This window comes from Actinoplanes awajinensis subsp. mycoplanecinus (assembly GCF_001509495.1).
Taxonomy (GTDB): domain Bacteria; phylum Actinomycetota; class Actinomycetes; order Mycobacteriales; family Micromonosporaceae; genus Actinoplanes; species Actinoplanes palleronii.
In genome coordinates this window covers 1-26,345 of record NZ_LLZH01000295.1, presented here as the reverse complement: position 1 = coordinate 26,345, position 26,345 = coordinate 1, and the positions used below count along the sequence as shown (strand labels likewise).

The following is a 26,345-nucleotide window of genomic DNA, read 5'->3' as shown; positions in this document are numbered from 1 at the left end:
CGGAGCCGGGAGCGGTCGGCGCGCCCTAGGACGTCTCCGCTGCTCCCGGCCTACCGGTCGCCGTGCCAACGAGCATAGCATTCCTATCTGTCCGATAGGAATAGCGCCGCCAAGTCGAATCCGCCCCCTAGTCGCCTCCCTCTCCTCGCTTCCCTCGCCTCCCTGTCTCGCAGTCAGCGGGATAGCCTCCTAGGAAGCCTTAGGGGTCATGGCCCGGACCCCCGAGAGCGGAATCAGGGCGCTCTCCGGGAAACCGCCGGTCCTCCCGGGCCATCCCGCGGCCATAGCGTCAGCTCATGTCATCGAACCTGGTCACCGTCCGCCGGGCCGCGCTCGCCGCCCCCGCGCTGCTGCTGCTCTACGGGATCCTGCGCTTCGCCGACGGCCTCGACGGCCACCGCGGCTCCGGCCCGCTCTGGAATCTCGGCCACCTGGCCTTCTTCGCCGGCATGGTGCTGTTCGGGTTCCTCGTGGCGGGCCTGCGCGGGCTGGTCCCGCCGTCCGGTCACCGGCTCGCCACGGTGGCCACCGTCGCCGCCCTGGCCGGCGTTGCCTGCTTCCTCTGGGTGATCGCCGGTGACCTCTCCGCCGGGTTCCGGACGGCCGCCCCGCTCCCGGACGCGCTCGAGATGGCCGGCCCGATGCTGTTCCCCCTCGGCGTACTGGTGCTCTTCGGCCTGCTGGTCGCCGCCCGCCGCCTCCCGGTCTGGACCCCGCTGCTGTTCGGCGCGGGCATCGCCGCGATCACCGTCGACCTGGACCTGCTCCCGTTCGCGGCCCTGGTCATCCTGGCCGCGCTCACCCCGCTGCGCCGCGTCGCGGGCCCCCGGCACCTGCGGCCCGGCCTGGCGACCGTCCTGCACTGACCCGTGAGCGGTCCTCCGATCGTCCACAGTGTCGTTCCTGAACCGGGAAAATGTCGGTGGGTACTGGCAGGATTCGAGGCATGGAGATTCTGCCCGGCGAGGGCGTTGGTTTGGTGAAGGTCGGCGAGACCCGAGACGTGGTGGAGTCCAGGCTGGGCCCGCCGGTGCACCCCGGCATCTCGGCCCGCTCGGTCTACGCCACCGAGCCGATGCTCGTCGTCGACTACGACGGCGACACCGTCGAGGTGGTCGAGCTGGGCTATTCCGGCGAGGGCGGCGAGGAGGCCACGCTCGACGGCGTCCAGCTGACCTATCGCTTCATGGACGACGTGCTCGCCGAGCTGACCGCTCTCGGTCACCGGGCCGAGCGCTACGACATCGGTTACATGTTCCGCGCCGGCTTCTACCTCTACTCGATGGCCTCGCTGAGCGCCCAGTCCCTCGACCCGGAGGCCTCACCCGACGACCCCCGCGCCGTCGTCGAGGGTGTCGGCATAGCCCCGGTCGCCCACCTGCTGGGCTCCGCCACCGAACCCCACTGACCTCACCCGGGTGTGTGACGTCGTGGCGCGCTCCGCACCCGAACTTCACACGCGACGCCCGTTCGGCCCCCGGTGGGGTCAGAAGTTGATGGTGACGCCGACCGACTGGCAGGCCGTGGTCAGGTCGGTGCTGAGCTTCTCGAAGCCGGAGTCCGCGGCGGTGCCGATCGGGTCCGGGTCGGCGGCGGCCTTGGAGACCTCGTCGGCGACCGCCCGGGCCGCGCTCGTCACCTTGCTGTCGGCGGCGAACAGCAGCGCCTCGTCGACCGCCTTGTGGAACGTGGCGAAGGCGTTCTGCACGTCGGCCGGCTCCACGTGACCGTCGGCCTTCTGCCCGTTCGCGATGGTGTTCTTCATGGTCGAGGCGGTCTTGTTGAGCATCTCGCAGAGCGCTTTGTCGTTCGCCGGGGCAGCGCCGGCCGGTGCGGAAGCCGCGCCACTGGTCGCGGCCGGTGCTGAAGCGGTGCCGGCCGATGCCACGGCGCTCGGTGCGGCACTCGGTGCCGAGCCGGCCTCGGTGTCCGCATCGTCGCAGGCGGCGAGGCCTGCCAGGGCGGCGCAGAGCAGAACGGCGGGAACGATCCGGGAACGCATCACGGGCACGGACGGTAGCCGACGTTCCTGAGAGGGTCCACCAGGGGACCGGCGCGGACCTTCCTATCCTGGGCGGATGACTGATCGGGATCTGAGCGGCGAGCTGCTGGCCGCGGAGCAGCGTCTGCAGCACGCGCAGCGGGCCGGCGACGTCGACGAGCTGGATCGGCTGCTGGACGACCGGCTGGTGGCGATCGGTCCGGACGGCGCCACGCTCGGCAAGAACGACGACCTGGACGCGTACCGGGCCGGCACCTCGGTGATCGACGAGCTGACCCAGGTGAGCCTGGACTCGCTGGTGGTGGACACCACCGGGGTCACGTTCGTGGTGTGCGACGTCACGGGCACGCTCGGCGGCGCGCCGTTCCGGGCCCGGCTGCGATACACGCGGACATGGGCGTACCAAAAAGAATGGGGTTGGCGGATCGTGGCCGCGCACATCGCTGTCCTCTGATCCGGACCGATCGATGGCCGTAAGCGGTGCGGTACCTCTGGTATACAACTCGATACACCGCGTGACGGGCCTCGCTCGACTTTGTCGCACACGATGACTGGTTGAAATGTTTCATTCACGGTGCGATGCTGACGTGACCGGGTGGGAGCGTTCACCCCTAGAATGCGTTTCAATCCACCGTTCAAGTGAGGGGGCACGGGGTTGGCTCAGCAGTCGCGCAACGGCCGCGCGCCGTCGGTCAAGGACGTCGCGGCAGCCGCCGGCGTCTCCCTCGGCACGGTGTCCAACGTGCTCAACCGGCCGGCCGTGGTCAGCACCGGCACCCGCGAGCGGGTCGAGCGGGCGATGGCCGAGCTGGGCTTCGTCCGCAACGAGTCGGCGCGCCAGCTGCGCGCCGGCACCAGTCGCGCGCTTGCCTACGTGATGCTCGACGGCGGCAACCCGTTCTTCCAGGACGTGGCCGAGGGCATCGAGAACGCCGCGGACGCCGCCGACCTCTCGCTGTTCGTCTGCAACAGCGGCGGCCGCGCCGAGCGGGAGTCCAAGCACCTCGACCGCCTCGTCCAGCAGCGGGTCCAGGGCATCCTGATCACCCCGGTCGACCCGGACGCCCCGCATCTGGCCGAGATCGCCCAGCGTGGCATCCCGTTCGTGATGGTCGACCGGCTCAGCACCGCCGGAGACCACTGCTCGGTCGCGGTCGACGACGTGCTGGGCGGCCGGATCGCGGTCGAGCACCTGATCGATCGCGGACACGAGCGGGTGGCGTTTGTCGGCGGCCCGGACAGCATCGGCCAGGTCCGCGAGCGTTTCCAGGGCGCCCGCGAGGTGTGGGCGGAGTTCGGCCGCCCCGCCGAGGACCTGATCCACCTGCCCACCGAGGCGCTCACCGTCAGCGAGGGCCGCTCCGCCGGCGAACGCCTGGCCGGCCTGCCGTCCCGCCGCCGCCCGACCGCGGCGTTCTGCGCCAACGACCTGCTCGCCCTGGGCCTGCTGCAGCACGCGGTGACCGCCGGCCTGCGCGTCCCGGACGACCTGGCCATCGTCGGCTTCGACGACATCGACTTCGCCGCGGCCGCCGCGGTCCCGCTGACCTCGGTCCGCCAGCCCCGCCAGGAGCTGGGCCGCACCGCCGCCCGCCTGGTGCTCGACGAGGCCACCAACCCGGACCACGTCCACGAACAGGCAACCTTCGTCCCGGCCCTGGTCGCCCGCTCTTCCACCGGCATCGTCCGCCGCTGACTCTCGGCCCCGCGGTCGCCTCGAACCCGCCGACGCACCTCCCAGCCCCAGCCACCGGTCCTCGGCTGGTCGTGAGAGGTGTCTCGGTGCCGTTGAGGCACCTCCTGCCGCCAGCCGCTGGTCTTTGGCTGGTGGTGAGGGGTGTCTCGGTGCTGTTGAGGCACCTCTGAGCGCCGGCCGGCTGGTGGTGGCGGTTGTTTGAACGGTGTTCAGGCAGCCGCTAGCGCCAGCCATCGGGCTTCGGCTGGTGGTGATGGCTGTTTCGGGTGGGTTGAGGCAGCCGCTGGTGCCAGCTGCTTCGCGTTCGGTGTTCGAGCCGGGTCGAGGGGAATGCTGGGCTGGGGGTGAGTCTGGATTGATCGGGTGTTCGGTTTGCTGGCAAGCTGTCCGGCTGTGGAAGCACTCCGGTTGATCCTGCTGTTCGTGCACCTTGTCGGCTTCGCTCTGCTGCTCGGCGGGGGGATAGCGCAGCTCCTGTCCGGAAAGATCCGGATCAGTCCGGCGGTTCTGTGGGGGTCGATCATTCAGCTGGTCAGCGGCCTCGGGCTGGCCGCGCCGCTGCGAGGCGGCGGTGATCACGAGCCGGACCCGGCCAAGCTCGCCGTCAAGCTCGTCATCGCCGTAATGATCTTCATTATGGTGTTCATCCCGCGCAAGCGGGACGAGGTCAACAAGGGGCACTTCATCGGCATCATCACGTTGACTCTGGTCAATGCCGCGGTCGCCGTTTTCTGGCGCTGACCCGCAGCGCCGCCGGCAGCGTCGGGCGGTGAAGTCTCGTGACGCCGGCGGCCTCCGGAAGGGGAGGCCGCCGGCGTTCTTCACGCGTGCGGGCAGGTGTCGCGGTACTCCTGAATGGCCGTGCCGGACGGCGCCGGGCAGAGGAACTGGTCGTAGCGGGTGTCGTTGTCGATGAAGCGCTTGAGCCAGGAGATGCTGTACTTCGCGATCGTCACGTTCGCCGAGGTCGGGGCGGAGTGGGTGGCGTTGTTCAGCTCCAGGTAGGCCTTGTCGATGGTGCTCGGCAGGCTGGTGTAGAACGGTTCGGCGTGTGACGAGACCGGTGCGGTCGTGTCGTTCTCCCCGCCGAAGATCAGGGTCGGGACCTTGTCGGTGGACCAGCTCTTGGTGCTGTGCCACGGTGCGAGCGGCACCGCCGCCTGCAGGGACGATCGGGTACGGGAGGCCGACAGCGCCCCGCCGCCGCCCATCGAGTAGCCCATCACGCCCAGCCGGGTGGCGTCGATGCGCGTCCGCACCGAGCTCGTGCCGGTCAGGTAGTCGAGGGCGGCCAGCAGCTGGGTGCCGCGGGCGTCCGGGTAGTCGTAGACGCTGAGCGTGTCGATGATGATCACGACGAAGCCCTGTGAGGCGATCCGCGGGCCCAGCCAGGCGACCGCGGACTGCGAGTTCGTGAAGCCGGGCGCCACGGCGATCGCGCCGAACGTGCCCGCGGTGGTGTCGGTCGGGTAGTAGATCGTGCCGCCGCCGAAGCTGCTGGTCCGGGCGACGGTGGCGGTAGCGGTGGCGAACGATCCTCGGGTGGCCTCGATGCTGGCGGTGGTCGGCGCCGGGCCTCGCTCATAGGGATTGGCGGCGGCCTGCGCGGGGCCTGCCGGAAGGGCGATGGAAGCTGCCAGGACGGCAGCGGCCACAACTGATCGGACGGACATGGGTGCTCCCAGAGGGGGATGGAATGGGAGAACCGATCTAGATCGATGCTGGTAAATATTATTAACAAGATCTTTACTCGTGGGTAATCCCGACGGGTACAACCCATCGGCGGTATGTCAGCGCACCGAGCCCAGTTGTTTCACGTGCTTGAGCACCGGCGCCGACTCGATCCGCTCCACCCCGTCGAGCGAGCCGAGGCGCTCGGTCACGTACCGGTAGAAGGCCGGCATGTCCGGGCAGATCGCGGTGACCTGCACGTTTGTCGGCCCGGTGGTGGCCGCCGCGAAGACCACCTCCTCGTGCTCGCGCAGTGCCGCGCCGACCGAGGCGACCCGGGACGGCGCCACCGAGAGCCACATGATCACCGCGGCGCGGAACCCGAACAGCTCCGGCTCGGTCTCCACGTCGGTGTAGAGCGACCCCGACTCGAACAGCTCCTGAACCCGGCGGCGCACCGTCGACTCCGGCCAGCCGGTCCGGCCCGCGAGCTCGGCGTAGCTGAGCCGGCCGTCCCAGGCGAACGCCTCCAGCAGTGGCGCGTCGGCGGCGGTGAGGTGCGCGGCGCTCGCGCCGGAGGCCCGCCGCGGGGTCAGCTCGGCGATCTGCCCGGCGGTCAGGGCGTCGTCGCGCAGGTCCGGGCCGACCGCGCCGCCGACATAGTTGTGGATCACGCAGTGCGCGCTGACCGCGACCAGGCGTGGGGTGCGCGGGAGCTTCTGCAGCAGCAGTGCCTCCCGATCGGCGGCCGCCGGGACGTAGACGCTGCAGGCGATCTCGGTGCCGCCCGAGGTGATCGAGACCCAGGCGGTGTCCGGACGGCGGGACAGGGCCATGGCGATCGACAGGGCCGCGTCCGGCGTGGCGCGCAGGCGCAGTGCCCAGGTTTCGTACCCGAGCTCTATGGGGTTGGGCAGACCGACGACCCGCAGGCCCGCATCGGCGCGCAACCGGCGATAACGCCGGGCGACGGTCTGGTCGGAGACGCCGAGCACCGCGCCGATCTCGCGGTATCCGGCCCGGCCGTTGATCCGCAGGGCGTGCGTCATCTGGCGGTCCAGCTGGTCGATTTCCACAGGATCACCGTATCCCGATGTCGAGATCCGCAGGAAACAGCGTTCTGGCTGGGGAGATCGGAGCCGGGACCGGCATTGTGCTGGGCATGCGTAAATGGTCACCTCTGATCGCCGTCTGTCTCGGCACGTTCCTGCTGCTGGTGGACGTCACCATCGTCGTCGTGGCGCTGCCGGCCATCGGCGACAAGTTCGACGCCGGCTACGCCGACCTGCAGTGGGTGCTCGACGGGTACGCCCTGTCGCTCGCCGCCCTGCTGCTCGGCGCCGGCTCGCTCGCCGACCGGTACGGCCGCCGCCGCACCTACCTGATCGGTATCGGGCTGTTCGCCCTCTCCTCGCTGCTCTGCGCGGTCGCCCCGAACGAGCAGGCGCTGGTCGCCGCGCGGATCCTGCAGGGCGCCGGTGGCGCGGCCATGTTCGCCACCACGGCGGCCCTGCTCAACGTCACCTATCAGGGCCGCGACCGCGGTGTCGCGTTCGGCGTCTGGGGCGCGGTCAACGGCGCCGCGGCGGCCGCCGGTCCGCTGGCCGGTGGGCTGCTCACCGAGCACTTCGGCTGGCGCTGGATCTTTCTGGTCAACCTGCCGGTCTGCCTGATCGCGGTCTGGTTCACGGTGCGCGGCGTGAGCGAGTCCCGGGCGCCGCAGGGTGGACGCTTCGATCTGCCCGGCACGGTGAGCTTCACGGTCGCGGCCGCCGCTGTCACGTACGGTCTGATCCGCGCCGGAGACGCCGGCTGGACCGACGGCGTGGCGCTCGCCGCGTTCGGTGCCGGGCTTGTCGCGCTGGCCGCGTTCATCGTCGCCGAGCGGCGCTCGGACCACCCGATGCTGGACCTGGCGCTGTTCCGGCGGGGGCCGTTCGCCGTGCTGATCGTCGCGGCGTTCCTCACCCAGGCCGCCGCGTTCGGCTACCTGCCGTTCGGCACGGTCTGGCTGCAGCAGGTGCTCGGCAACGGCCCGGTCGACGCGGGCCTGGTCGGCGCGCTGCCGATGGCCGCGGCCTCGCTGGTCGTCGGCGCGGGGGCCGGCCGGCTGCTGCAGCGGGTCGCGCCCCGCTGGACGGTCGGCGTCGGCCTGCTGCTGATCGCGGCCGGTGACCTGCTGCAGGCCCGGCTGGACGCGGACAGCACCGGCTCGGCGCTGATCCCCGGCCTGATCGTGGTCGGCGTCGGGGTCGGCTCGGTGCTGCCGTCGCTGTCGTCGGCGGTGCTGGCCGAGGTGCCGCGGGAGCGCAGCGGGATGGCCGGCGGGGCGCTGAACACGTTCCGGCAGCTCGGGTTCGCGCTCGGGGTGGCGGTGTTCGGCACCATCTTCGCGAACAAGGTCAGCGCCGGGCACGGTCAGCCGGCCGCGTTCGCGGACGGTCTCGACGCCATCCTGCTGGTCGCGTCCGGTACGGCGCTGGTCGCCGGTCTGCTGGTGCTGATCTTCGTCCGGCACCGGGTCACGCACGCCGAGGAGCCGCAGTTGGTGAAAACGGCCTGAGACGGGACTTTCGGCCCGTCGAGTCGGGTGGTCGTACCCGGGTGCGGCCACCGCGTGGAGAGGAGTGTTCAGGGCAGAGAGATTGATGAAGGAGGCAACGATGACCACCGTTGGACACCACGCGGCGCAGCTCGAGCAGGTCGAGGCTCCGGGTTCGATACTCACCAAGTCAGCTGCCAAGGCGATCGCCGTTCTGCGGGTGGCGACCGGGTTCGTCTTCCTGTGGGCGTTCCTGGACAAGGTCTTCGGCTTCGGGTACGCCACCCCGTCGGCCAAGGCCTGGATCAACGGTGGCTCGCCGACCAAGGGCTTCCTGTCCAGCGTGGAGGCCGGACCGTTCCAGGGCATGTTCCACAGCCTGGCCGGCACCACGTTCGCGAACTGGGCCTTCATGCTCGGCCTGCTCGGCATCGGCCTCGCCATGATCCTGGGTGTCGGCCTGCGGGTCGCCTCGGTCTCGGCGATCCTGATGATGGCGATGATGTGGCTGGCCGAGTGGCCCCTGGCCAGCGGCTCGAGCAACCCGATCGTCGACTACCACGTCATCTACGCGATCAGCGGCGTCATCTTCGCCCTGACCTACGCCGGGCACACCTGGGGCCTGGGGCGCCGGTGGGCCACCCTCCCGCTGGTCCAGAAGAACCGCTGGCTGATCTGACAGCCGAGACAACCACCGCCCGGACCTCCGCGGTCCGGGCGGTTCCGTGTCTCAACCCGGGCCGGCGGCGATTGCCAGCAGCTTCGTGACGAGCTCGTGGACGCTGGTCCAGGGGTTACGGCCGGCGAGTTCGGTGCCGATCGCGTGCTGTCGCGCATCGGACCGCGGTGCTCCGCGCTCGCTCGACGGCCTGGTTGAGCCGTGCGTGGGGCTTCGCATGCATGCCGGGAGCCTCGACGTCGAACACGGCCCACGTCTGGTCGTAGTCCGGCTGGAGAGCCTCCGCCTCCCGAACCACCCACAGCGGATCGGCGCCGAGGTTCACGACACGCAGCCGAGCCGTGGCGAGCCTGCGCGTCAACCGGCGGCTGTCACGCGCCATCGGACACCGGCTCCCCGGCGAGGTCGGCAAGGTCGGCGAGCAGCGACCTGTCGAAGAACGGCACCGCGCCGTAGCGGCCCTGCAGGTAGCGACCCTCCACGTCATCGACCCCGTCACGGACCCGGCCGTATTCGGTGAGCGGATAGAGCCTGGTGGCGCCGCCGCTGGCCTTCTCGGTCAACCACACCTGATCACGACGGAGACGGTGTTCCACCCGGCGGCCCAGGAGATTGACATCGTGACCAGTGAAGATCAGCTGTGCTCCCCGGGGGTTGGTGGTCCGATCCTGGAACAGGCCGACGAGCTGCGCGGTCAGGAGCGGGTGCAGATCGCCGCCGAGGTCGTCGATGGTGAGGATCCGGCCCTCCAGCAGACAGGAGAGTGCGACCTGGCTGAGGTGGAACCACGCCTGGGTGCCGGATGACTCCCAGGTCCACGGCAGTGATTCCCGGCCGGTGTCGTGGTGAGACCGGTGGACGAGTTCCCACTCCGGCGTCGGCGGGGGAGTCGCCTCCTCGAAGCTGCGGAGAGTCTCCGCCTGCGCCTGTTCCGTCATCGCGACGCCGATGATGCCGATGTCCGCGTAGCGCAGCAGATCGAAGACCTGTTTGTCGACCGGCCCACGGGGCTGCCGCCGGTGGCGCCCGGTGGTGGCTGTCTGCCGCCAGCGCCCGAACCACGTTGCCACCGACCTCAGGTGCGTGTGGTTGTTCGCCGCCGCCGCGGAGAGGAAGAGGCTGTTCTCGCGGACCAGGTCGACGATCGCCGCTTTGTGGCCGGTCAGGCTGGCGCCGAAGCTGATGTCGAGACCGGTGCGTTCGAACAGCACCAGGCGCCGGCCTTTCGGCCAGGAGAAGAGCCACTCCTCCAGGACCGCCGCGTCGTCCAGGGCGAAGCCGTACTCGTACCTGACCTGATCGTGCACGAACTCGAAGACGAACTCGCTCGGCGCGTCGCGACTCACCGCATCCAGGCGGAACGGCCACCGGGGGATCGGATCCTCCGGCAACCATCGCTGGTGTGACTCGATGACCGCGGTCCTGGCGAAACTCATCGCCTTGATCACGTTGGATTTGCCGGACGCGTTCGGCCCGAAGATCCCGGCGACGGGCAGGGCTCGATCCTTGGCCAGCGGCACGGCCGTGGTCGCCAGGTCGGGATGGTCGTCCAACGCGATCGCGCTGAACTCCTGCTCGTCCCTGATCGACGCGAAGTTGGTGACCCGGAAGCGGAGTAACACCGCAGCCTCCTGACCTCATCGTGGATGTGAACCAATTTTATGGGCCTATCGCGGCAAATCGTGACGTTAGAGGACCCTAAATAAAAATGATCTTGCCTGTCCGGGTCGGGCGGCGGTGTGCGTGGGAGGTCTTGACCGGGCGGAAGTCATGTGCGTAACCTGTCGGTAACTCTGAAACGTTTCATGTCGCCATCCGGAGCGGCGCCGTCCGGCGTACCGCTCTCCGGGACACGACCGTCCGGCACCCGGCCTGAAGGAACGCCATGACCAATCCCGCAGTCACCGCGCTCATCGCCCGCTCGAACCGTCTCGGCGCGGATCCGCGCACCACGAACTACGCCGGCGGCAACACCTCCGCCAAGGGCGCCGGCGCCGACCCGGTCACCGGCGCGGACGTCGAGCTGCTCTGGGTCAAGGGCTCCGGCGGCGACCTGGGCACTCTGACCGAGAAGGGCCTGGCCGTGCTGCGGCTGGACCGGCTGCGCGCACTGCCCGGCGTCTATCCCGGCGTGGAGCGCGAGGACGAGATGGTCGCCGCGTTCGACTACTGCCTGCACGGCCGGGGTGGTGCCGCGCCGAGCATCGACACCGCGATGCACGCCCTGGTCGACGTCGCGCACGTGGACCACCTGCACCCGGACGCCGGCATCGCGATCGCCACCGCCGCCGACGGGCCCGCGCTGACCAAGGAGATCTTCGGCGACCGGGTGCTCTGGGTGGACTGGCGCCGCCCCGGGTTCCAGCTCGGCCTGGACATCGCCGCCGTGCAGCAGGCGAACCCGCAGGCGATCGGCGTGATCCTGGGCGGGCACGGGATCACCGCGTGGGGCACGACCAGCGACGAGTGCGAGGCACACTCCCAGGAGATCATCGACACCGCCGCGGCGTACATCGCGACGCACGGCCGCGGCGCGCCGTTCGGCGCGATGTCCCAAGAGCCATTAACCGCAGGGGTACGACGGAAGCGCGCCGCGGCGCTCTTCCCGGTGATCCGCGGTCTCGCCTCCACGGACCGCCCGCAGGTCGGCCACTTCACCGACGCCGACGTGGTGCTCGACTTCGTCGGCCGTGCACGCCTCGCCGAGCTGGCCGCGCTGGGCACCTCCTGCCCGGACCACTTCCTGCGCACCAAGGTCAAGCCGCTGGTGCTGGACACCGCCCCGGACGCGCCCCTGGAGGAGGTCACCGCGCGGCTGCGTGAGCTGCACGAGGCCTACCGCGCCGACTACCGCGCCTACTACGACCGGCACGCCACCGCGGACAGCCCGGCGATCCGCGGCGCCGACCCGGCGATCGTGCTGGTCCCCGGCGTCGGGATGTTCTCGTTCGGCGCCACCAAGCAGACCGCCCGGGTGGCCGGCGAGTTCTACGTCAACGCCATCAACGTGATGCGCGGCGCCGAGGCGATTTCCCGGTACGCACCGATCGACGAGTCGGAGAAGTTCCGCATCGAGTACTGGTCCCTCGAAGAGGCGAAGCTGCAGCGGATGCCGCAGCCGAAACCGCTGGCCACCCGGGTTGCGTTCGTGACCGGCGGCGGGTCCGGCATCGGCCGGGCGATCGCGCTGCGGCTGGCCGCCGAGGGTGCCTGCGTCGTGGTCGCCGACCGCGACGCGGCCACCGCGGAATCCGTGGCCCGCGAGATCGGCGGCACCGACGCGGCCGTCGCGGTGGTCGCCGACGTGACCGACGCGGCCGCGGTCGAGGCCGCACTGGATGCCGCGGTGCTCGCGTTCGGCGGTGTCGACCTGGTCGTCAACAACGCCGGGCTGTCCATCTCCAAGCCGCTGCTGGAGACCACCGAACAGGACTGGGACCTGCAGCACGACGTGATGGCCAAGGGCTCGTTCCTGGTCGCGAAGGCGGCCGCGCGGATCCTGATCGGCCAGGCGATGGGCGGTGACATCGTCTACATCTCCAGCAAGAACTCGCTGTTCGCCGGGCCGAACAACGTCGCCTACGGCGCCGCCAAGGCCGACCAGGCGCATCAGGTCCGGTTGCTGGCCGCCGAGCTCGGCGCTTTCGGGGTACGGGTGAACGGCATCAACCCCGACGGTGTCGTGCGCGGCTCGGGCATCTTCGCGGCCGGGTGGGGCGCGCAGCGGGCCGCCGTCTACGGCGTCCCGGAGTCGGAGCTGGGTGCGTTCTACGCCCAGCGCACCCTGCTCAAGCGGGAGGTGCTGCCGGAGCACGTGGCGAACGCGGTGTTCGTGCTGACCGCCGGCGAACTGTCGCACACCACCGGCCTGCACGTGCCGGTGGACGCCGGTGTCGCGGCCGCGTTCCTGCGATGAGCCACCGGTTCGCCGCGGTCGACCTCGGCGCGTCCAGCGGGCGCGTCGTGGTCGGCACGTTCGCCGACGGCACCCTGGAACTCGACGTCGTGCACCGGTTCGCCAACGAGCCGGTGTCCGCCGGGGGCACCCTGCACTGGGACATCCTCAGCCTCTACCGGGGTGTGCTCGACGGGCTGCGCAAGGCCGGCCCGGTCGACGGCATCGGCATCGACTCGTGGGCGGTCGACTACGGCCTGCTGGACGCGTCCGGCGCGCTGCTCGGCAACCCGGTGCACTACCGGGACGCGCGCACCGACGGGATCGCCGAGCGGGTCAGCGACCTGTACGCCATCTCCGGGCTGCAGCGGCTGCCTTTCAACACCGTCTACCAGCTGCTGGCGGCACGGGACACCCCGCAGTACGCGGCCGCGCGCACGATGCTGATGATCCCGGACCTGCTGGCGTACTGGCTCACCGGCGAGATCGGGGCGGAGTACACCAACGCGTCGACGACCGGGCTGCTCGACGTCCGTACCAAAGACTGGTCCTGGCCGTTGATCGCGGACCTGGGCCTGCGCGCGGACCTGTTCCCGCCGATCCGCCGCCCCGGCGACGTGATCGGGCACTGGCAGGGGACGCCGGTGGTCGCGGTCGGCTCGCACGACACGGCGTCCGCGGTGGTCGCGGTGCCGGCCGCCGGCCGGGATTTCGCGTACGTGTCCAGTGGCACCTGGTCGCTCGTCGGCCTGGAACTGGCCCATCCGGTGCTGAACGACGCGTCCCGCGAAGCGGACTTCACCAACGAGGGTGGCGTCGACGGCACGATCCGCTACCTGCGCAACGTGATGGGGCTCTGGCCGCTGCAGGAATGCATGCGCGAATGGGGCGCCGCGGACATCACCGTCCTGCTCGCCGACGCCGGGCGTGCCGCACCGCTGGAGTACGTGGTCGACCTGGACGATCCGCTGTTCCTGCCACCCGGCGACATGGCCGGCCGATTGCGGAACGCCGCCGGGCTGCCTCGCGACGCCACACCGGGCGTGGTGACCCGCTGCATCCTGGACAGCCTGGCGCTCGCCCACCGGCGCGCGGTCCGCCGGGCCGGTGAGCTCGCCTACGTCACGCCGGAGGTCGTGCACCTGGTCGGCGGCGGCGCCCGCAACGCGCTGCTCTGCCGGCTGACCGCGGACGCCACCGGACTGCCGGTGCTCGCCGGGCCGGTCGAGGCCACCGCGCTCGGTAATCTGCTGGTGCAGGCACGCGCCGCGGGAATCGTCCCGGACTCCCTCGATGCGCTGCGCGCGCTGGTACGGCAGACTCAGCAGATCGTGCGTTACGAGCCGTGCGGTGACGACGCCCCCTGGCGGGCCGCCGCCGCCCGAGTGGGGAGGTGACCGTGCGGATCGCGTTGTTCGCGACCTGCCTCGCCGACACCCTGTACCCGGAGGCGGCCAAGGCCACCGTCCGGTTGCTGGAGCGGCTCGGCCACGAGGTGGTGTTCCCGTTCGAACAGACCTGCTGCGGGCAGATGCACATCAACACCGGATACCAGCGGGACGCGCTGCCCCTGGTGAAACGGTATGTGTCGGTCTTCGACCCGTTCGACGTGATCGTCGCGCCGTCCGGGTCCTGTGTGGGGTCGATCCGGCACCAGCACGCGACGGTGGCGGCGAACCTCGGCGAAGCCGGGCTGGCGGCGCGGGCGCACGACGTCGGGTCGCGCACCTACGAGCTGTCCGAGCTGCTCGTCGACGTGCTCGAGGTGGAGGACGTCGGCGCGTACTACCCGCACACGGTGACCTATCACCCGACCTGTCACAGCCTGCGGATGACCCGGGTCGGTGACAAGCCGCTGCGGCTGCTGCGGCAGGTTCGCGGGCTGAAGCTGGTGGAGCTGCCGCTGGCCGAGCAGTGCTGCGGGTTCGGCGGCACGTTCGCGCTGAAGAACGCCGAGACGTCGTCGGCCATGCTCGCCGACAAGATGACGAACATCGTGTCCACCGGCGCCGAGGTGTGCACGGCCGGCGACGCGTCCTGCCTGATGCACATCGGCGGCGGCCTGCAACGAAAGGACGCCGGCGTGACCACCGTGCACCTGGCCGAGATCCTGGCGGCGACCTCATGACGACTTTTCTCGGGATGCCGGCGACCGCGCCGCGCGGTGTGGGCAACCTGCGCGGTGACGAGACGTTTCCGGCGGCCGCGCACCACGCGCTCGCCGACGACCAGCTGCGGCGCAACCTGCGGCACGCGACCACCACGATCCGCGGCAAGTCCGGCCGGGTGATCGCGGAGCTGCCCGACTGGCAGGAGCTGCGGTCCGCCGGGTCGGCGCTGAAGGCGTTCGTGATGGCGAATCTGGATTCACTTCTGGAGCAGCTGGAAGCCCGGGTGACCGCGGCCGGAGGCGTCGTGCACTGGGCCGCCGACGCGAACGAGGCCAACGCGATCGTCCTCGATCTGGTCCGCCGGACCGGCTCCGAGCGGGTCATCAAGGTCAAGTCGATGGCCACCCAGGAGATCGGGCTCAACGAGGCGCTGGAAGCCGGTGGGATCCAGCCGATCGAGACCGACCTCGCCGAACTCATCGTACAACTGGGCAATGACAAGCCCAGCCACATCCTGGTGCCGGCGATCCACCGGAACCGGGCCGAGATCCGGGAGATCTTCCTCAAGTCGATGCCCGGTGTCGACCCGGACCTGACCGACGACCCGCCGGTGCTGGCCGCCGCCGCGCGGAAATACCTGCGCGAGACGTTCCTGTCCACCACGGTCGCGGTGAGCGGGGCGAACTTCGGCATCGCGGAGACCGGCACGCTCGCCGTCGTCGAGTCGGAGGGCAACGGGCGGATGTGCCTGACCCTGCCGGACACCCTGATCACCGTGATGGGCATCGAGAAGGTCGTGCCGAGCTGGCCGGACCTCGAGGTGTTCCTGCAGCTGCTGCCGCGGGCGTCGACCGGGGAGCGGATGAACCCGTACACGACCATGTGGACCGGCGTGACACCCGGCGACGGGCCGCAGAACTTCCACCTGGTGCTGCTCGACAACGGGCGCAGCGCGGTGCTGGCCGACCCGGCCGGGCGGGCGGCGCTGCACTGCATCCGCTGCTCGGCCTGCCTGAACGTGTGCCCGGTCTACGAGCGCACCGGCGGGCACGCGTACGGGTCGGTCTATCCGGGACCGATCGGCGCGGTGCTGTCGCCGCAGCTCACCGGGGTGGCCGACAACGCGTCGCTGCCCTACGCGTCGTCGCTCTGCGGCGCCTGCTTCGACGCCTGCCCCGTGAAGATCGACATCCCGTCGATGCTGGTGCACCTGCGCAACAAGGTGTCGCACCCGGCCGCCGAGCGGGCCGCGATGCGAGCCGCGGCCTACACCATGGACCACCCCAAGCTGTACGCCCGGGCGCAGCGGGCCGCGAAACTCGCCCGGATCGCCGGGCGTCGCGGTCGTGGCCTGCCACCGCCGTTCTCCGGGTGGACCGCGTCGCGGGACCTGCCGGAAGTCCCGCAGCAGACCTTCCGCGACTGGTGGGCGTCGCGATGACGCCGTTCGTCCGGGGCCGGAGGGCAGAGCGGTGAACTCTTCGGAGAGGCGGGGTGAGCGGTGAACTCCAAGGACCTGATCCTGGGACGGGTGCGGGCGGCGCTGCGGGACGCGCCGGGGCCGGTCGAGGTGCCGCGCGACTATCGGCGTTCGTTCCCGGCCGCCGACCTCGAGGTGCTGGTGGACCGGCTGGTCGACTACAAGGCCGAGGTGCACCGGATCGGTGAGGACGCGATCGCGGCGACGGTGGGCGGGCTGGTGGGCGGTGCTGTGGTCGTACCGGAAGGGTTGCCTTTGTCGTGGCGCCCGCAGGGTGCCCTGGTCGACGACGACCTGACGCCGGACCGGATCGCCGGCGCCGCAGCGGTCCTGACCGCCGCGGCCGTGGCCGTCGCGGAGACCGGGACCATCGTGCTGGACGCCTCGCCGGACCAGGGGCGGCGGATCATCAGCCTGCTGCCGGACGTGCACTTCGTGGTGCTGCGGGCCGCGCAGGTGGTGGCGTCGGTGCCGGAGGCGGTCGCGCGCCTCGACCCGACACGGCCGCTGACCTGGATCAGCGGCCCGTCGGCCACCAGCGACATCGAGTTGAACCGGGTGGAGGGCGTCCACGGCCCCCGCCACCTCCACGTCCTGCTCCTGGACAGCTAACGGTCCCCTGGGGGCCGGCTGGGGTCAGGTGGCGTGGGTGAGTTCGGTGGAGAGGGACTCCATCGTGGTGGCCAGGTCGTGGGCTTCGGTGTGCAGGTCGCGCAGCAGGTCGATGGAGTGAGCCGGGTGCTGGTGGGCGCGGTCCTCGACGGCGCCGCAGAGGGCGGCGAACCGGGTGGCGCCCAGGGTGGCCGAGGAACCCTTCAGACCGTGTGCGAGGCGGGCCAGGTTGCGGGTGTCGCCGGTGGCGGCGGCGCGTTCCATCCGGTCCAGGGTGCCGGGGAGCCGGTCGGCGAAGTTGTGCAGGATCTGGGCGAGGCGCGCACGGTCGCCGGAGGCGCCGGCGAGGTCGTCGACACAGGCGCGGATGCTCTCCGGCTCGGTGCGGCCGGTGGCGGTCGCGCGGATCAGTGCGGCGCTGGTGGCGGCGGCTCCGGCGGCGGCAGCGGCCCGCGCGGCGTCGGCGGTGAGCCCGGCGCGGGTGGTCTCGGCGGTGAGCCCGGCGCGGGCGGCGTCAGCGGCGAGACCTGCGCGGGCGGCTTCGGCGGGGCGGATCGGGGTGGGCTTGGCGTTGTCGTCGGTGGCGGTGTTCGCGGTGAGGGCCGCGGCGGCTGCGGCGTCGGTGAGGATGGTGTCGAGTTCGCGGTCCTGGATCGGCTTGGCGAGGAAGTCGTCCATGCCGGCGCGCAGGCTGGCGGCCTTGTCGTCGACCAGGGCGTTGGCGGTCAGCGCGACGATCCGCGGCGCGCCGTGCGGCGGGGGATCGGCGCGGATGCGTTCGGTGGCGGCCAGGCCGTCCAGGATCGGCATCTGCACGTCCATCAGGACCAGGTCGTACCGGCGGGCGTGGACCGCGGCGACCGCGGCCGCACCGTCCGCGACGATCTCGACCCGGTGGCCGCGGCGTTCCAGCAGCAACTCCGCGACCCGCTGGTTGACCGGGTTGTCCTCGGCGACCAGCACCCGCAGCGGCCGGGCGGCGAGCGCGCCGACCGGGACCGGCGCGGCGGCCGGCAGGGTGGCCGGGCGCAGCAGCAACGTCACGGTGAACGTCGAACCCTGACCGGGCCGGCTGTCGACGGTGATGCCGCCGCCCATCGCCTCGGCCAGCCGCTGGCTGATCGCCAGGCCCAGGCCGGTGCCCTCGTAGTTACGCGTGATCGACGCGTCGACCTGACTGAACGGCCGGAACAGCCGATGCAGCCGGTCCTCCGCGATGCCGATGCCGGTGTCCCGCACCGCGATCCGCACCGTCATCCGCTCGTCATCCCCGGGCGCGGTCCGGTTCGCCGCGGGCCCGGTCCGGTTCGCGGCGGGCCCGGTCCGGTTCGCGGCGGGCCCGGTCCGGTTCGCGGCGGGCCCGGTCCGGTTCGTGGTGGGTTCGCAGGAGACGTGCACGGTGACCGCGCCGTGTGCGGTGAACTTGACCGCGTTGCCCAGCAGATTCACCAGGATCTGGCGGATCCGGCCGCTGTCGCCGGCGAGCGCCTCCGGGCAGTCCTCGGTCAGGTGGCTGGACAGGTGCAGGCCCTTGGCGTCCGCGGTCAGCGCGACCAGGCTCACCGCCTGCTGCACGCAGGACCGCAGCGCGAACGGCCGCTCGTCCAGGCTGAGCTCGCCGGCCTCGATCCGGGAGAAGTCCAGCACGTCGTTGATGATCACCAGCAGGGCGCCGCCGCTGGTGTGCACGGTCTCGACCAGCTCCCGCTGGCCGGTGTCCAGCTCGGTGTCGAGCAGCAGGCCGGTCATCCCGATCACGGCGTTCATCGGCGTACGGATCTCGTGGCTCATGGTGGCCAGGAACGCCGACTTGGCGGCGGTCGCGGCCACCGCCTCGTCGTGGGCGGTGAGGACCGCGGTCATCGACGCGTTCACCGCCTGGGCCATCACGGCCAGCTCCTGCGGCCCGGTCACCTCGGCCCGCCGGCTGAGATCACCCTCCAGGACGCGCTGCGCGGCCGCGGTCACCTGCCGGGCCGGTTCGGTGATCCGCAGGGTGAGCAGGCGGGCGCCGAGCGCCACCAGCGCGGCGGTGCCCAGCGAGACCCACAGGATCAGCCGCCGGGTGCCCTCGGCGCGATCGCGGTTCGCGTCGATCCAGTCGTTCAGCCGGTGGTTCTCGTGATCCCACATCTCCTCGACCAGGGTCTTCGCCGGTGCCATGTCACTACCGGGTGCCGTGGCCGCGCCGTCGGCCACGGCCCGCGCGATCGCCGCGACGGGTTGGTCGACCATCGGTGCCAGCCGTGCCAGGTACTCCTGGTAGTCCGGGTCCTCGGCGGACTGCTTCCGCAACTTGTCGAGCCGCTCCTTCACCACCGTGACGTTCTGGTGGAACGCCACGACCCAGCCCGGGTCGGCGGGCTGCTGATAGTTCTGGGTCACCTGGTCCAGGCCCTTGATCGCGTCACGAGCCCCGCCGAGCCAACCAAGCAGGTCGTGCGAGTGGCGCAGCGGGGTCCGGCCGTCGACCAGGATCCCGATCCGGACGTAGGCGCTGGTCCCGACGACGGCGAGGGCCACCAGCGCGAGCAGGAACCCGGCCGACAGCATCCGCCCCACGGTCCACCAGGTGAGCCGCCGGTCCGCGATCCGGTCACCGTTCTCTGCCATGGCGATTACTCTAGGTTCGGATTGGGGCTGGGGTGGCGTTCCTGATCAGACGGGTGGGCAGGTACTTCTGCCTGCTGTTTCGTACGTCAGTTCTAGTCGGTGCTGGTCAACGTTGGGTGACGTTTGACGGCCCGTTGACGGCCCGCACGGCCCAGATACGGCCCGGCGAGGATCACCCGTGCAGTAGTTCATCTCGAACCAATCCTGGGCAGGCAGCGACCTGCGGAAACGCAGTCGAAAGCACCGCTGAGCTGCGTCGACACTTTTCATCGATTGCTGTCATTTTACGTTGCTTTTCGAGCTGGATTGTCGCCTGGCTGTACCCGATGATCTTGAGGGTCGGCCAGTGCCTTATCAATGCAAGCCGGGGGTTCGTTCTGCCGTGGGTGGCATCCCGTCGCGCAGGCACCGCCCTGCCGGGCCGCGTCTGCCCGGTCCAGGTGGAGCGCCCCACCGGACGAACGACCTGGACCGGGCAGACGCGGTCTGGTTGCCTTTGGTGCGCGGTGGTTTGCCGGCCGGGCCGGACATCCCGGAGCCGCCCGGGTCCAGGGCGGGCAGCCCTGGCCGCCGGAGGCTGGAACCGGGTCGTAGGGCCGGAGGCCCTGCCCGCCGGAGGCAGCGGTGTGCCGAGCGGGCAAAGGGTCAGCAAAAAACCTGTGTGGAAACCCCCGCTGCGCCGCCCATTATGGTTCCTGCGGAAGGACTCGGTCCAGGCGCTGACTGTGACGGCGGATTTTAGGAGGGCGGCCATGCCATATGGCTTCAGAATTCGATTCAGGTTTCCGCCCGGTGCCCGTCTGCCTTTCAACGGGCCGAAATGGGTGCTGGAGGCAGAGGGTGGCGTGTCCGTCCATGTCGTCTCTTTAGACAGAGAAACTGCGCTGGCGCAGGTAGAGTTCGCTGCTCTGCAGGGTCGTGGCTACGCCAGTGAGGCGCAGGCCCGAGGCGAGGGCGACAAGTGGCGCAAAGTAGCGCAGGTAGCCTTCGCTCGCCTGAACATGGGGGTCGACTTCCAAGAGCGTGACCCATCCTTGACCGGCGGTTTCACTGACGCTGCGCTTGCGATGATCGCTCAGGAGCAGGGTATCCAAGTGATCAATGACCGTCCCGGCGTCATTGTCTACGAAGAACCAGGTCCCCTCTATGTAACGATGACGGCAGAAGCGTCTGTGCAGCTTAGTGAGCGACGCGCGGTCGCTACCTTCGCTGCCGCTCGCCAGCTGGGGGACGTGGAGGTGCGGGACGGGGAACGACTCGCCTTCGATCTGTATGCGGCCTCCTTCTTTCAGCCGTCGGCAGAAGGTCGCCTTCTCATGTCGATGATGGCTGTCGAGACCCTGATCAATCCCCAACCCCGGCCAGCAGAAGTCCGCAGCCTTGTCGATGACCTCATCAGCCAGGTGGAACAAGCTGGCCTGCCACCAGCTCAGACAAGCTCACTCTTGGGCGCTATGAAGCGGCTGCGGGATGAATCGATCGGTCAAGCGGGCCGGCGGTTGGTGTCAGCGCTTGGATCTCGCGAGTACCTAGGACTGTCGCCAGCGAAGCTTTTCGTCAAGTGCTACGAGCTGCGCAGCGCGCTGGTACACGGACATCTGAATAGGCCCACGATGGCCGACCTGGGCCTCTATGCCGCGAACCTCCAGGTGATGGTCGGCGAGCTGCTAAGCGTTCCTCTGCTTCACGTCACCGAGGAATGGCTTGCAGCCGCTGAGGGCCGTCCTAGCGTTGTCTCACAAGAGCGGGTCGCCGGCTAGTCCGTTTGGGGATAGCCAAGCCCCGTGTCCGTCTAGCGCCCTGGACACGGGGCTTCGGTGTGTCCACGGGCCACGCCCAACGGCGCCGGGCCGCGCCGGGAGCGAAGCGGCAAGGCGCGGACGGCCGGCGGAGAGAGCCGGGCGCGCGGCCCGGAGGGCCGCCTTGAAGATGTATAGAAAGTTCTCACCGCGCGGCCGAGCTGCCGCGCGAATCACGACCGTCGGACACCGGACGCGGCGGTGCGCAGTGTGTCCGGGCCGCCTCTCCGAGGGCCAAGGGCGCTTAGCGTCGCAAGCGCTGGCCGCAAGCGGGCCGTCTTTGACCCTCTGAGCAGCGCGCCAAGGGTTGTCGGTCCGCGTGATCTGCTGGCGAACGTATTGCACCGGGTTGACGACGGCCTCTGCCAGGGCGGCGCGTCCGAGCTGCCGCGTCGGTCTGTAGCGCGCGTTGCGGTCGTCAGTGCCTGGTGCGGCGGCGCGCAGTGTGTCCGGGCCGCCGCACCAAGGTCAAGGGCGCGTTGCGTCGCAAGCGACGACCGCAAGCGGCCGCCCTTGACCTCGGAGGCTCTGCGTCCCTTGCGGCAGGCGTCAGGGCACGCCAAGTGGCCTGCCCGCATTGTGCGCACGCCTCCGACGCCGACTCGTTCGGCGTCAACGCCGTCAGGGCTCCGTCGACACTAGAGTGTCGCTCTCTACAGCCCTGCCGCTCTATTCCATTGTTCATAGGTGAGTCCAGGGGGCAGCCTCATGCTGAAGCTAATGCCGCCTTCCTGCCTTGTAGCACTCATCATGACGGGTGGCATCAGAAAATCGAAATCTTCGCGCCCGGTATTGTCCTGCGGCCGAATGTCAAGTTCTTGAATTCCGCCCAATGGTCCTGATTTGTACGAGATCTTAATGGGTGGAAGACTTTCAAAACGCATTTCGCCTCGGACGTAATGAATAATCGTTTTGGCGGCCAACCCGATGGTTGCCCTTACCTTTTCTTCTTTGTTCTTGAATTCTTGTGCTTTTTTAGCGTCTTCCTGGGTTACATGAATTATGGCCGCTGATCTAAAGAACGTCCAAGTGGCTAGTGCGGACAGCCATGCTGAGTAGAGCGCCCATATGTCCGACGATGCATACGCGCGTAGGCGTGCTTCGAATATCTTCCACTCCCCATCTTCGATGCTGTGGCGGAGTAAATCTACGGCCTTCCCCTGCATGAGATCCTTACACTGCTTCTCAACGTAAGGCGCTTGAAGAGGATCTTGACTTTCAACCTTGGTGAGCAGTTCCAGGTAGGCTTCAGTGCGCTTCTCCCATGTCTTCAGCCGTAGGTCCTTCTCCACTGATTCCCTTGATGATCTACGTCCGGCAATGATTGCAATTGCTGCAACTGCGGCCGTTAGGATTGATGCTACGAGTGGAACAATAATGGTTAGAATGCTTGGTTGATTTGCGGCTGAAGCGCTCAAACCGAGCCCCTTCCTTGGTTTGCCACTCGGGCAGTGGGGATTCTGTCACATAATTACCAACGCAAATATAGCTAGGTGCCGCAACTCGATCATGCTTTGATCCGTCATCTTGTCCAGCCCGCTCGGTCACGAAGCCGCTAGGTGACTACTGAGTGACAATCACCGATGACCGTGCCAGACGCCTGTGGACCGTAGGGATGGTCGAGGCCGAGATGCCCAGCCCTGGGCCCAAGAAGAGCGCCCATCTGGGTCCCATTCCCACGACCGAGCCATCGGTGCCTGGGGTGGCAGCGCGCAGTGTGTCCGGGCCGCTCTCACGATCAAGGGCGCTTCGCGTCGCACGCGACGGCCGCAAGCGGCCGCCCTTGAGTCGTGAGCCTCTGCGGCCCAAGCGATCAGGAGTTAAGGGCAGGCCGGTGGCCTGCCGCATCGTGGCGCGCGCCGCCACCCCGACACCGACTCGGCCCGTATCGTGGCGCGAAGTGTGTCAAGCTCGCCTTGACAACACCTTGAGAACCTCAGGTCACACGAACTTCCCCATCGAATGGACCGATTGATCGGTTAATCGAGACAATCACATTGCCCTTCGAATCCGCAGTAGCGTCGCAGAATAGCGGCCCGAGAGCGCCTTCTGCGTTCCTCTCCAAGACTGAAACAACTGGCACCTTCCTGCGATGGGCGGAGAAGGGAATCAATAACTGCCACTCCTCATCCTGCATCACCCATTGAGTGCGTGCAAATGAAACAGAAACCGCCCCTTGTGTGCGATATGAGTATGCAATTGATGCGATTATCAACAACACCCCTATGGCGCCAACGGGTATCGAGATAAAACTCAGGAAGGCCATTATTGCACCAACTGATCCCATCCCCAGAATAAAAATGCGATCTTTCGCCAGCCTAGACATTCGCTAATCATGCAACAGGCGCAATGGCATTCGTCGGTTAATCAAGTGATATAAATGGAATCCCGTGCCCGGATGAGGGCCTACGAACGTGACTGTTTACGGTGACCCGAGCGCGGCGCAGGTTCCCGCTCGCCATGCTGACGCACCGCCCTGGCCGGCTGTAGCGCTGAGTCTCTATGGTTGGCGACGTGGTCCAAGACAATCTTTCCGCCGAGGACGACCAGTGGCAGGGGTTCGTGGCGTTCTGGCGAGGGGTCTGCGTCAACGTCGTAGCCAACATCATTGCTGCGGCAATCCTGTACCCGGTAGGTGTGCTGTTCGGCCTACTTCCAAAAAATCGAGCAGCCATCCTGACTGCGGGCCTGTTCCTGTTGCTCGCTTTCATGCTGATGCTGCACGCAGTCTCACGTTCCCGGAGACTGGCGTACCGCCTCCGCGAACACGCCTGGCTCACCGCGTGGCTGTGCGGTGTGGCGGGACTTGGCGTCGGTGCTTGCGTGACCCCCGACTCCCTTGAACGCAAGTTCTTCGCGGCTGCGGCCGTCGGTCTGTTGGTTATGTGGGTTGGGATCGTCGGGCAGTACCGACGCGGCGTCCCAGTGCATGTGATCATGTCGAAGAATCCAGGCACTACTAACGTGCCGATCGCGACACCGGTGTCATCTGTCGGCAAGCAGGTCCTGCCGGTGGGTGACCGATGGCGATCCTGGCGCGCGACGCACGATGTCGATCCGGTGCGCGAGTGACGGATTTGCTCAGTGCGCAGCATTGCTGGGGGCGTGGGTGACTAACTGGGTGACAATGGCCAGTGATCGCGGCGAACAGCCATGGACGCTGGTGGACACAACCCGCAGTTCAACGGCACGATGACCGTGCTTATTCAAGATCATAAATTGCCTGGAGGTTAAGGTGTCAGTCCCTCGCAAAGCCATGGGTCACGCCGGGCTAGGAGTTCCGGGAATTCGGTCTGGAGCACGCAGAACTCGTTTCCCCATGGGTCGCGCAGAACCCAGAAGTCGTAGCCTCGCTCCTGTTGGTGGTCCCAGCGATGCGCACCCAGTGCCTCCAGGCGTTGAACTTCCGCCTCGACGTCGTCGGTTTCCAGGTCTATGTGTATTCGTTCCTTGGAGGCTTTTTCGTCGTCTGTGTGTTGGAGTAACACGCGGATGTCAGCGTCGGGCAGCTTTAGGCGCCGGTAAACCTGGCGGCTAGGCTCGGCGATTGGCTCCTCGGACGCGCCCAAGGCGACGGACCAGAACTCGGTCGCAGCATCAAGGTCGTTGCAGTCGATGATGATGTGACAGAGGCGGCTGCGATGGACGGTCATCCCTGCTCCGGGTCTGCGGCGATCGGCTGCGGCCGGCGAGTTTCGTCGACGATCCACGCAAGGTACGCAGGGTTTCCGTCAGCTATGGGCAACGCGATTACGCAGGGCACCTGATACGGGTGGTACCTGTTGGCGAGGTCCACGATCTCGGGGACTAGCGACCGCCGAGTGTGAAGAGCCACGCGAGCCTCCGGACGGTCAACGGTTTCGCCTTGCCAGGTGTAGACCGCCCTGATTTCGGTAACGACGTGGCTTCCGGCGCAAAGCCGATCTTCAACGAGCCGCCGGCTGAAGTCCACTAGCCAGCTCGCGTCCGGGGCGGTGATGACTACTTCACACGTCGGCTCGATCGAGTCCACCGTCCTGACCTTTCAGCTCTTGGACGATCGCTGCCGCGCTGTCCGCGTCTCGCGCCATCCCGCCCCACCCACTGACGATCTTTCCGTCATAGCTCATCCCGACCCAGCGGCCTGACATGCGCTGCCCGTGCGGGTGGACGACGAAGTACATAGTGCCTTTCGAGCGAACGGATCCGTCGGCTGCGGCATACCAGCCCATCAAGATCTCGTTATCCCAGATCCGCAACTCACCGCGCCAGTGATAGCCGCCACCCTCGATAGGGATTCCCCTGGTCGTGGTCTCGACCTGGATGCGCTCGCCCTCTTGGCGAAACAGGACCTCTTGCAAGGTGACGACCTCCTCGCCGTCCTTTGAGGTCTGCCACGAGGCCCACCAGCTTCCGGACAGGCTCACGCGGTGGCCGGGAAGTCCGGCGAGTTCGCCGACCGAGATGTCTAAGGCCGCCGCTATTGCGACGGCAACTGACAGCAGCGGTTGCTGCTCGCCTGCCTCGTAGCGCCGGATTTGTCGTTTATCGATGCCTGCGGCGGTCGCAAGGTCAGCCTGCGACATGCCTCGTTCCGTCCGGCGTTGCCGCAGAACCTCGCCCATCTCCATAGGCCCATTGTGGGGGACGTCTTGGTCCCCTGCCAGGGCGGGGTGTAGACCTTGAGGGACTTATTAGTCCTTGACGATGCCTAAGTAGTCCCCTAGCGTGGACCAGAGAGGCGTTCAAAGGACTTCAAAGTCAGGGGGTGCGCAGTGTCCAAAGGTCTATTCAGTAGCGCTCCTATCGGAGCGGTGACGCTGGTGGAGACGCCTGTGTCGCAGTGGTACGTGAAGCGGGCGCGTCTGGCGTTCTTGTGCGTGAGCCTGGGTTTCTGGGCTGCGTCGACCGCGGTGCTGTCGGCTTTCCGTCCGCTGCTGTTGGCGATGTTGCTAGGTCTGGCTGCGGGTGTCGTGGTCGGCCTGGTGGTGGCGCTGTTGGTTCGTGCGTGGCCGGTGCTGCGGGTGTTGTGGTGGTGGTCGTTGGAGATCACGGTCGCGGTGTCTGCGGTGGCGGTCCTGTCGGTGTTGCTGCGGGTGTTGCCGTGGTGGCTGGCGCTGACCGTGATGGGCCTGCTGGCGCTGAGCGTCGTGGCGGTCGGTCCTGTGCGTCGGTTCGTGTGGGCGTGGTCGTGGTGTGTGGTGGATCGTCACCGGCTGCGGCTGTGTTTCACCGGGATCGTGCGGGCTTCGGCCGGCGGTTCTTC

At 68.6% G+C, this 26,345-nt stretch carries 24 protein-coding genes and 1 pseudogene; 15 read left to right on the top strand and 10 right to left on the bottom strand.

Annotated features, from left to right (window positions below; all coding sequences use genetic code 11):
- Positions 1 to 296: 296 nt before the first annotated feature.
- Complete coding sequence (locus tag ADL15_RS34460; protein ID WP_067699916.1) at positions 297 to 866, top strand: hypothetical protein; 570 nt, start codon at positions 297 to 299, stop codon at positions 864 to 866.
- 80 nt (positions 867 to 946) lie between these two features.
- Positions 947 to 1,408: a hypothetical protein gene (locus tag ADL15_RS34455; protein WP_067699913.1), complete on the top strand. Its 462-nt coding sequence runs from the start codon at positions 947 to 949 to the stop codon at positions 1,406 to 1,408.
- Between the two features lie 78 nt (positions 1,409 to 1,486).
- Here ADL15_RS34455 and ADL15_RS34450 read toward each other — a convergent pair whose 3' ends face one another.
- Positions 1,487 to 2,005, bottom strand: a complete 519-nt coding sequence (locus ADL15_RS34450) for a hypothetical protein (RefSeq protein ID WP_157441791.1) — start codon at positions 2,003 to 2,005, stop codon at positions 1,487 to 1,489.
- A gap of 73 nt (positions 2,006 to 2,078) precedes the next feature.
- On the opposite strand from ADL15_RS34450, the gene ADL15_RS34445 reads away from it, so the two are divergent.
- The 3 genes from ADL15_RS34445 (at position 2,079) to ADL15_RS34435 (ending at position 4,439) form a co-directional block, all read left to right on the top strand.
- On the top strand, positions 2,079 to 2,456 hold the full coding sequence (locus tag ADL15_RS34445; protein WP_067699908.1) for a nuclear transport factor 2 family protein: 378 nt from the start codon (positions 2,079 to 2,081) through the stop codon (positions 2,454 to 2,456).
- Positions 2,457 to 2,657: 201 nt separating this feature from the next.
- Positions 2,658 to 3,698, top strand: a complete 1,041-nt coding sequence (locus ADL15_RS34440) for a LacI family DNA-binding transcriptional regulator (RefSeq protein WP_067699905.1) — start codon at positions 2,658 to 2,660, stop codon at positions 3,696 to 3,698.
- Between the two features lie 393 nt (positions 3,699 to 4,091).
- The gene (locus ADL15_RS34435) at positions 4,092 to 4,439 is read left to right on the top strand and encodes a hypothetical protein (RefSeq protein ID WP_067699902.1); all 348 of its coding nucleotides are present in this window, start codon (positions 4,092 to 4,094) and stop codon (positions 4,437 to 4,439) included.
- An 80-nt stretch (positions 4,440 to 4,519) separates the two neighbouring features.
- On the opposite strand, the gene ADL15_RS34430 is transcribed toward ADL15_RS34435, so the two are convergent.
- Complete coding sequence (locus tag ADL15_RS34430) at positions 4,520 to 5,371, bottom strand: dienelactone hydrolase family protein (RefSeq protein WP_067699899.1); 852 nt, start codon at positions 5,369 to 5,371, stop codon at positions 4,520 to 4,522.
- Positions 5,372 to 5,488: 117 nt separating this feature from the next.
- Positions 5,489 to 6,445: an Lrp/AsnC family transcriptional regulator gene (locus ADL15_RS34425; protein ID WP_083972151.1), complete on the bottom strand. Its 957-nt coding sequence runs from the start codon at positions 6,443 to 6,445 to the stop codon at positions 5,489 to 5,491.
- An 86-nt stretch (positions 6,446 to 6,531) separates the two neighbouring features.
- Here ADL15_RS34425 and ADL15_RS34420 point away from each other — a divergent pair, with 86 nt between their 5' ends.
- Together ADL15_RS34420 and ADL15_RS34415 are read left to right on the top strand one after the other, a co-directional pair.
- A complete protein-coding gene (locus ADL15_RS34420; protein WP_067699896.1) occupies positions 6,532 to 7,932 on the top strand; it encodes an MFS transporter in 1,401 nt (466 codons plus the stop codon).
- Between the two features lie 100 nt (positions 7,933 to 8,032).
- On the top strand, positions 8,033 to 8,590 hold the full coding sequence (locus ADL15_RS34415; protein WP_067699893.1) for a DoxX family membrane protein: 558 nt from the start codon (positions 8,033 to 8,035) through the stop codon (positions 8,588 to 8,590).
- A 371-nt stretch (positions 8,591 to 8,961) separates the two neighbouring features.
- Here the strand turns inward: ADL15_RS34415 and ADL15_RS34405 are convergent, their stop codons facing one another.
- On the bottom strand, positions 8,962 to 10,212 hold the full coding sequence (locus tag ADL15_RS34405) for an AAA family ATPase (RefSeq protein ID WP_067699887.1): 1,251 nt from the start codon (positions 10,210 to 10,212) through the stop codon (positions 8,962 to 8,964).
- Positions 10,213 to 10,475: 263 nt separating this feature from the next.
- On the opposite strand from ADL15_RS34405, the gene ADL15_RS34400 reads away from it, so the two are divergent.
- Genes ADL15_RS34400 through ADL15_RS34380 form a run of 5 tightly spaced genes read left to right on the top strand, consistent with a single transcriptional unit; the run spans position 10,476 to position 16,688 of the window.
- Entirely contained in the window at positions 10,476 to 12,506 is a 2,031-nt protein-coding gene (locus ADL15_RS34400; RefSeq protein WP_067699884.1) for a bifunctional rhamnulose-1-phosphate aldolase/short-chain dehydrogenase, read from the top strand.
- On the top strand, positions 12,503 to 13,882 hold the full coding sequence (locus ADL15_RS34395; protein WP_067699882.1) for a rhamnulokinase: 1,380 nt from the start codon (positions 12,503 to 12,505) through the stop codon (positions 13,880 to 13,882). Before ADL15_RS34400 ends, ADL15_RS34395 begins: the two co-directional genes overlap by 4 nt.
- A gap of 2 nt (positions 13,883 to 13,884) precedes the next feature.
- Complete coding sequence (locus tag ADL15_RS34390; RefSeq protein ID WP_083972156.1) at positions 13,885 to 14,613, top strand: (Fe-S)-binding protein; 729 nt, start codon at positions 13,885 to 13,887, stop codon at positions 14,611 to 14,613.
- Complete coding sequence (locus tag ADL15_RS34385; RefSeq protein ID WP_067699878.1) at positions 14,610 to 16,037, top strand: LutB/LldF family L-lactate oxidation iron-sulfur protein; 1,428 nt, start codon at positions 14,610 to 14,612, stop codon at positions 16,035 to 16,037. Before ADL15_RS34390 ends, ADL15_RS34385 begins: the two co-directional genes overlap by 4 nt.
- Positions 16,038 to 16,097: 60 nt before the next feature.
- Complete coding sequence (locus ADL15_RS34380) at positions 16,098 to 16,688, top strand: LutC/YkgG family protein (RefSeq protein ID WP_067699869.1); 591 nt, start codon at positions 16,098 to 16,100, stop codon at positions 16,686 to 16,688.
- Between the two features lie 24 nt (positions 16,689 to 16,712).
- Here the strand turns inward: ADL15_RS34380 and ADL15_RS34375 are convergent, their stop codons facing one another.
- On the bottom strand, positions 16,713 to 19,301 hold the full coding sequence (locus ADL15_RS34375; RefSeq protein ID WP_067699868.1) for an ATP-binding protein: 2,589 nt from the start codon (positions 19,299 to 19,301) through the stop codon (positions 16,713 to 16,715).
- A gap of 752 nt (positions 19,302 to 20,053) precedes the next feature.
- Between ADL15_RS34375 and ADL15_RS34370 the strand changes: the two genes are divergently transcribed.
- Positions 20,054 to 21,061, top strand: coding sequence for a hypothetical protein (locus tag ADL15_RS34370; protein WP_157441790.1), 1,008 nt, complete (start codon positions 20,054 to 20,056; stop codon positions 21,059 to 21,061).
- 692 nt (positions 21,062 to 21,753) lie between these two features.
- Here the strand turns inward: ADL15_RS34370 and ADL15_RS53415 are convergent.
- Positions 21,754 to 22,518: a hypothetical protein gene (locus ADL15_RS53415; protein WP_157441789.1), complete on the bottom strand. Its 765-nt coding sequence runs from the start codon at positions 22,516 to 22,518 to the stop codon at positions 21,754 to 21,756.
- 518 nt (positions 22,519 to 23,036) lie between these two features.
- A complete protein-coding gene (locus tag ADL15_RS53410; protein WP_157441788.1) occupies positions 23,037 to 23,426 on the bottom strand; it encodes a hypothetical protein in 390 nt (129 codons plus the stop codon).
- Between the two features lie 188 nt (positions 23,427 to 23,614).
- Here ADL15_RS53410 and ADL15_RS34365 point away from each other — a divergent pair, with 188 nt between their 5' ends.
- Positions 23,615 to 24,172 carry a hypothetical protein gene (locus tag ADL15_RS34365; protein WP_157441787.1) on the top strand — a complete coding sequence of 186 codons (558 nt, stop codon included), beginning with the start codon at positions 23,615 to 23,617 and terminating at the stop codon, positions 24,170 to 24,172.
- Between the two features lie 158 nt (positions 24,173 to 24,330).
- Here ADL15_RS34365 and ADL15_RS34360 read toward each other — a convergent pair whose 3' ends face one another.
- From ADL15_RS34360 to ADL15_RS34350, 3 genes are read right to left on the bottom strand one after another with little or no spacing between them, the layout of a single operon-like run.
- Entirely contained in the window at positions 24,331 to 24,753 is a 423-nt protein-coding gene (locus tag ADL15_RS34360) for a VOC family protein (protein ID WP_067699865.1), read from the bottom strand.
- On the bottom strand, positions 24,750 to 25,112 hold the full coding sequence (cutA, locus tag ADL15_RS34355; RefSeq protein WP_067699864.1) for a divalent-cation tolerance protein CutA: 363 nt from the start codon (positions 25,110 to 25,112) through the stop codon (positions 24,750 to 24,752). Before cutA ends, ADL15_RS34360 begins: the two co-directional genes overlap by 4 nt.
- Positions 25,087 to 25,710 (bottom strand): helix-turn-helix domain-containing protein, encoded by a 624-nt coding sequence (locus ADL15_RS34350; protein ID WP_198171140.1) that lies wholly within the window; start codon positions 25,708 to 25,710, stop codon positions 25,087 to 25,089. The genes cutA and ADL15_RS34350 overlap by 26 nt, the downstream gene beginning before the upstream one ends.
- Positions 25,711 to 25,893: 183 nt before the next feature.
- On the opposite strand from ADL15_RS34350, the pseudogene ADL15_RS34345 reads away from it, so the two are divergent.
- Positions 25,894 to 26,345 (top strand): annotated as a pseudogene (locus ADL15_RS34345) (hypothetical protein); the annotation flags it as partial.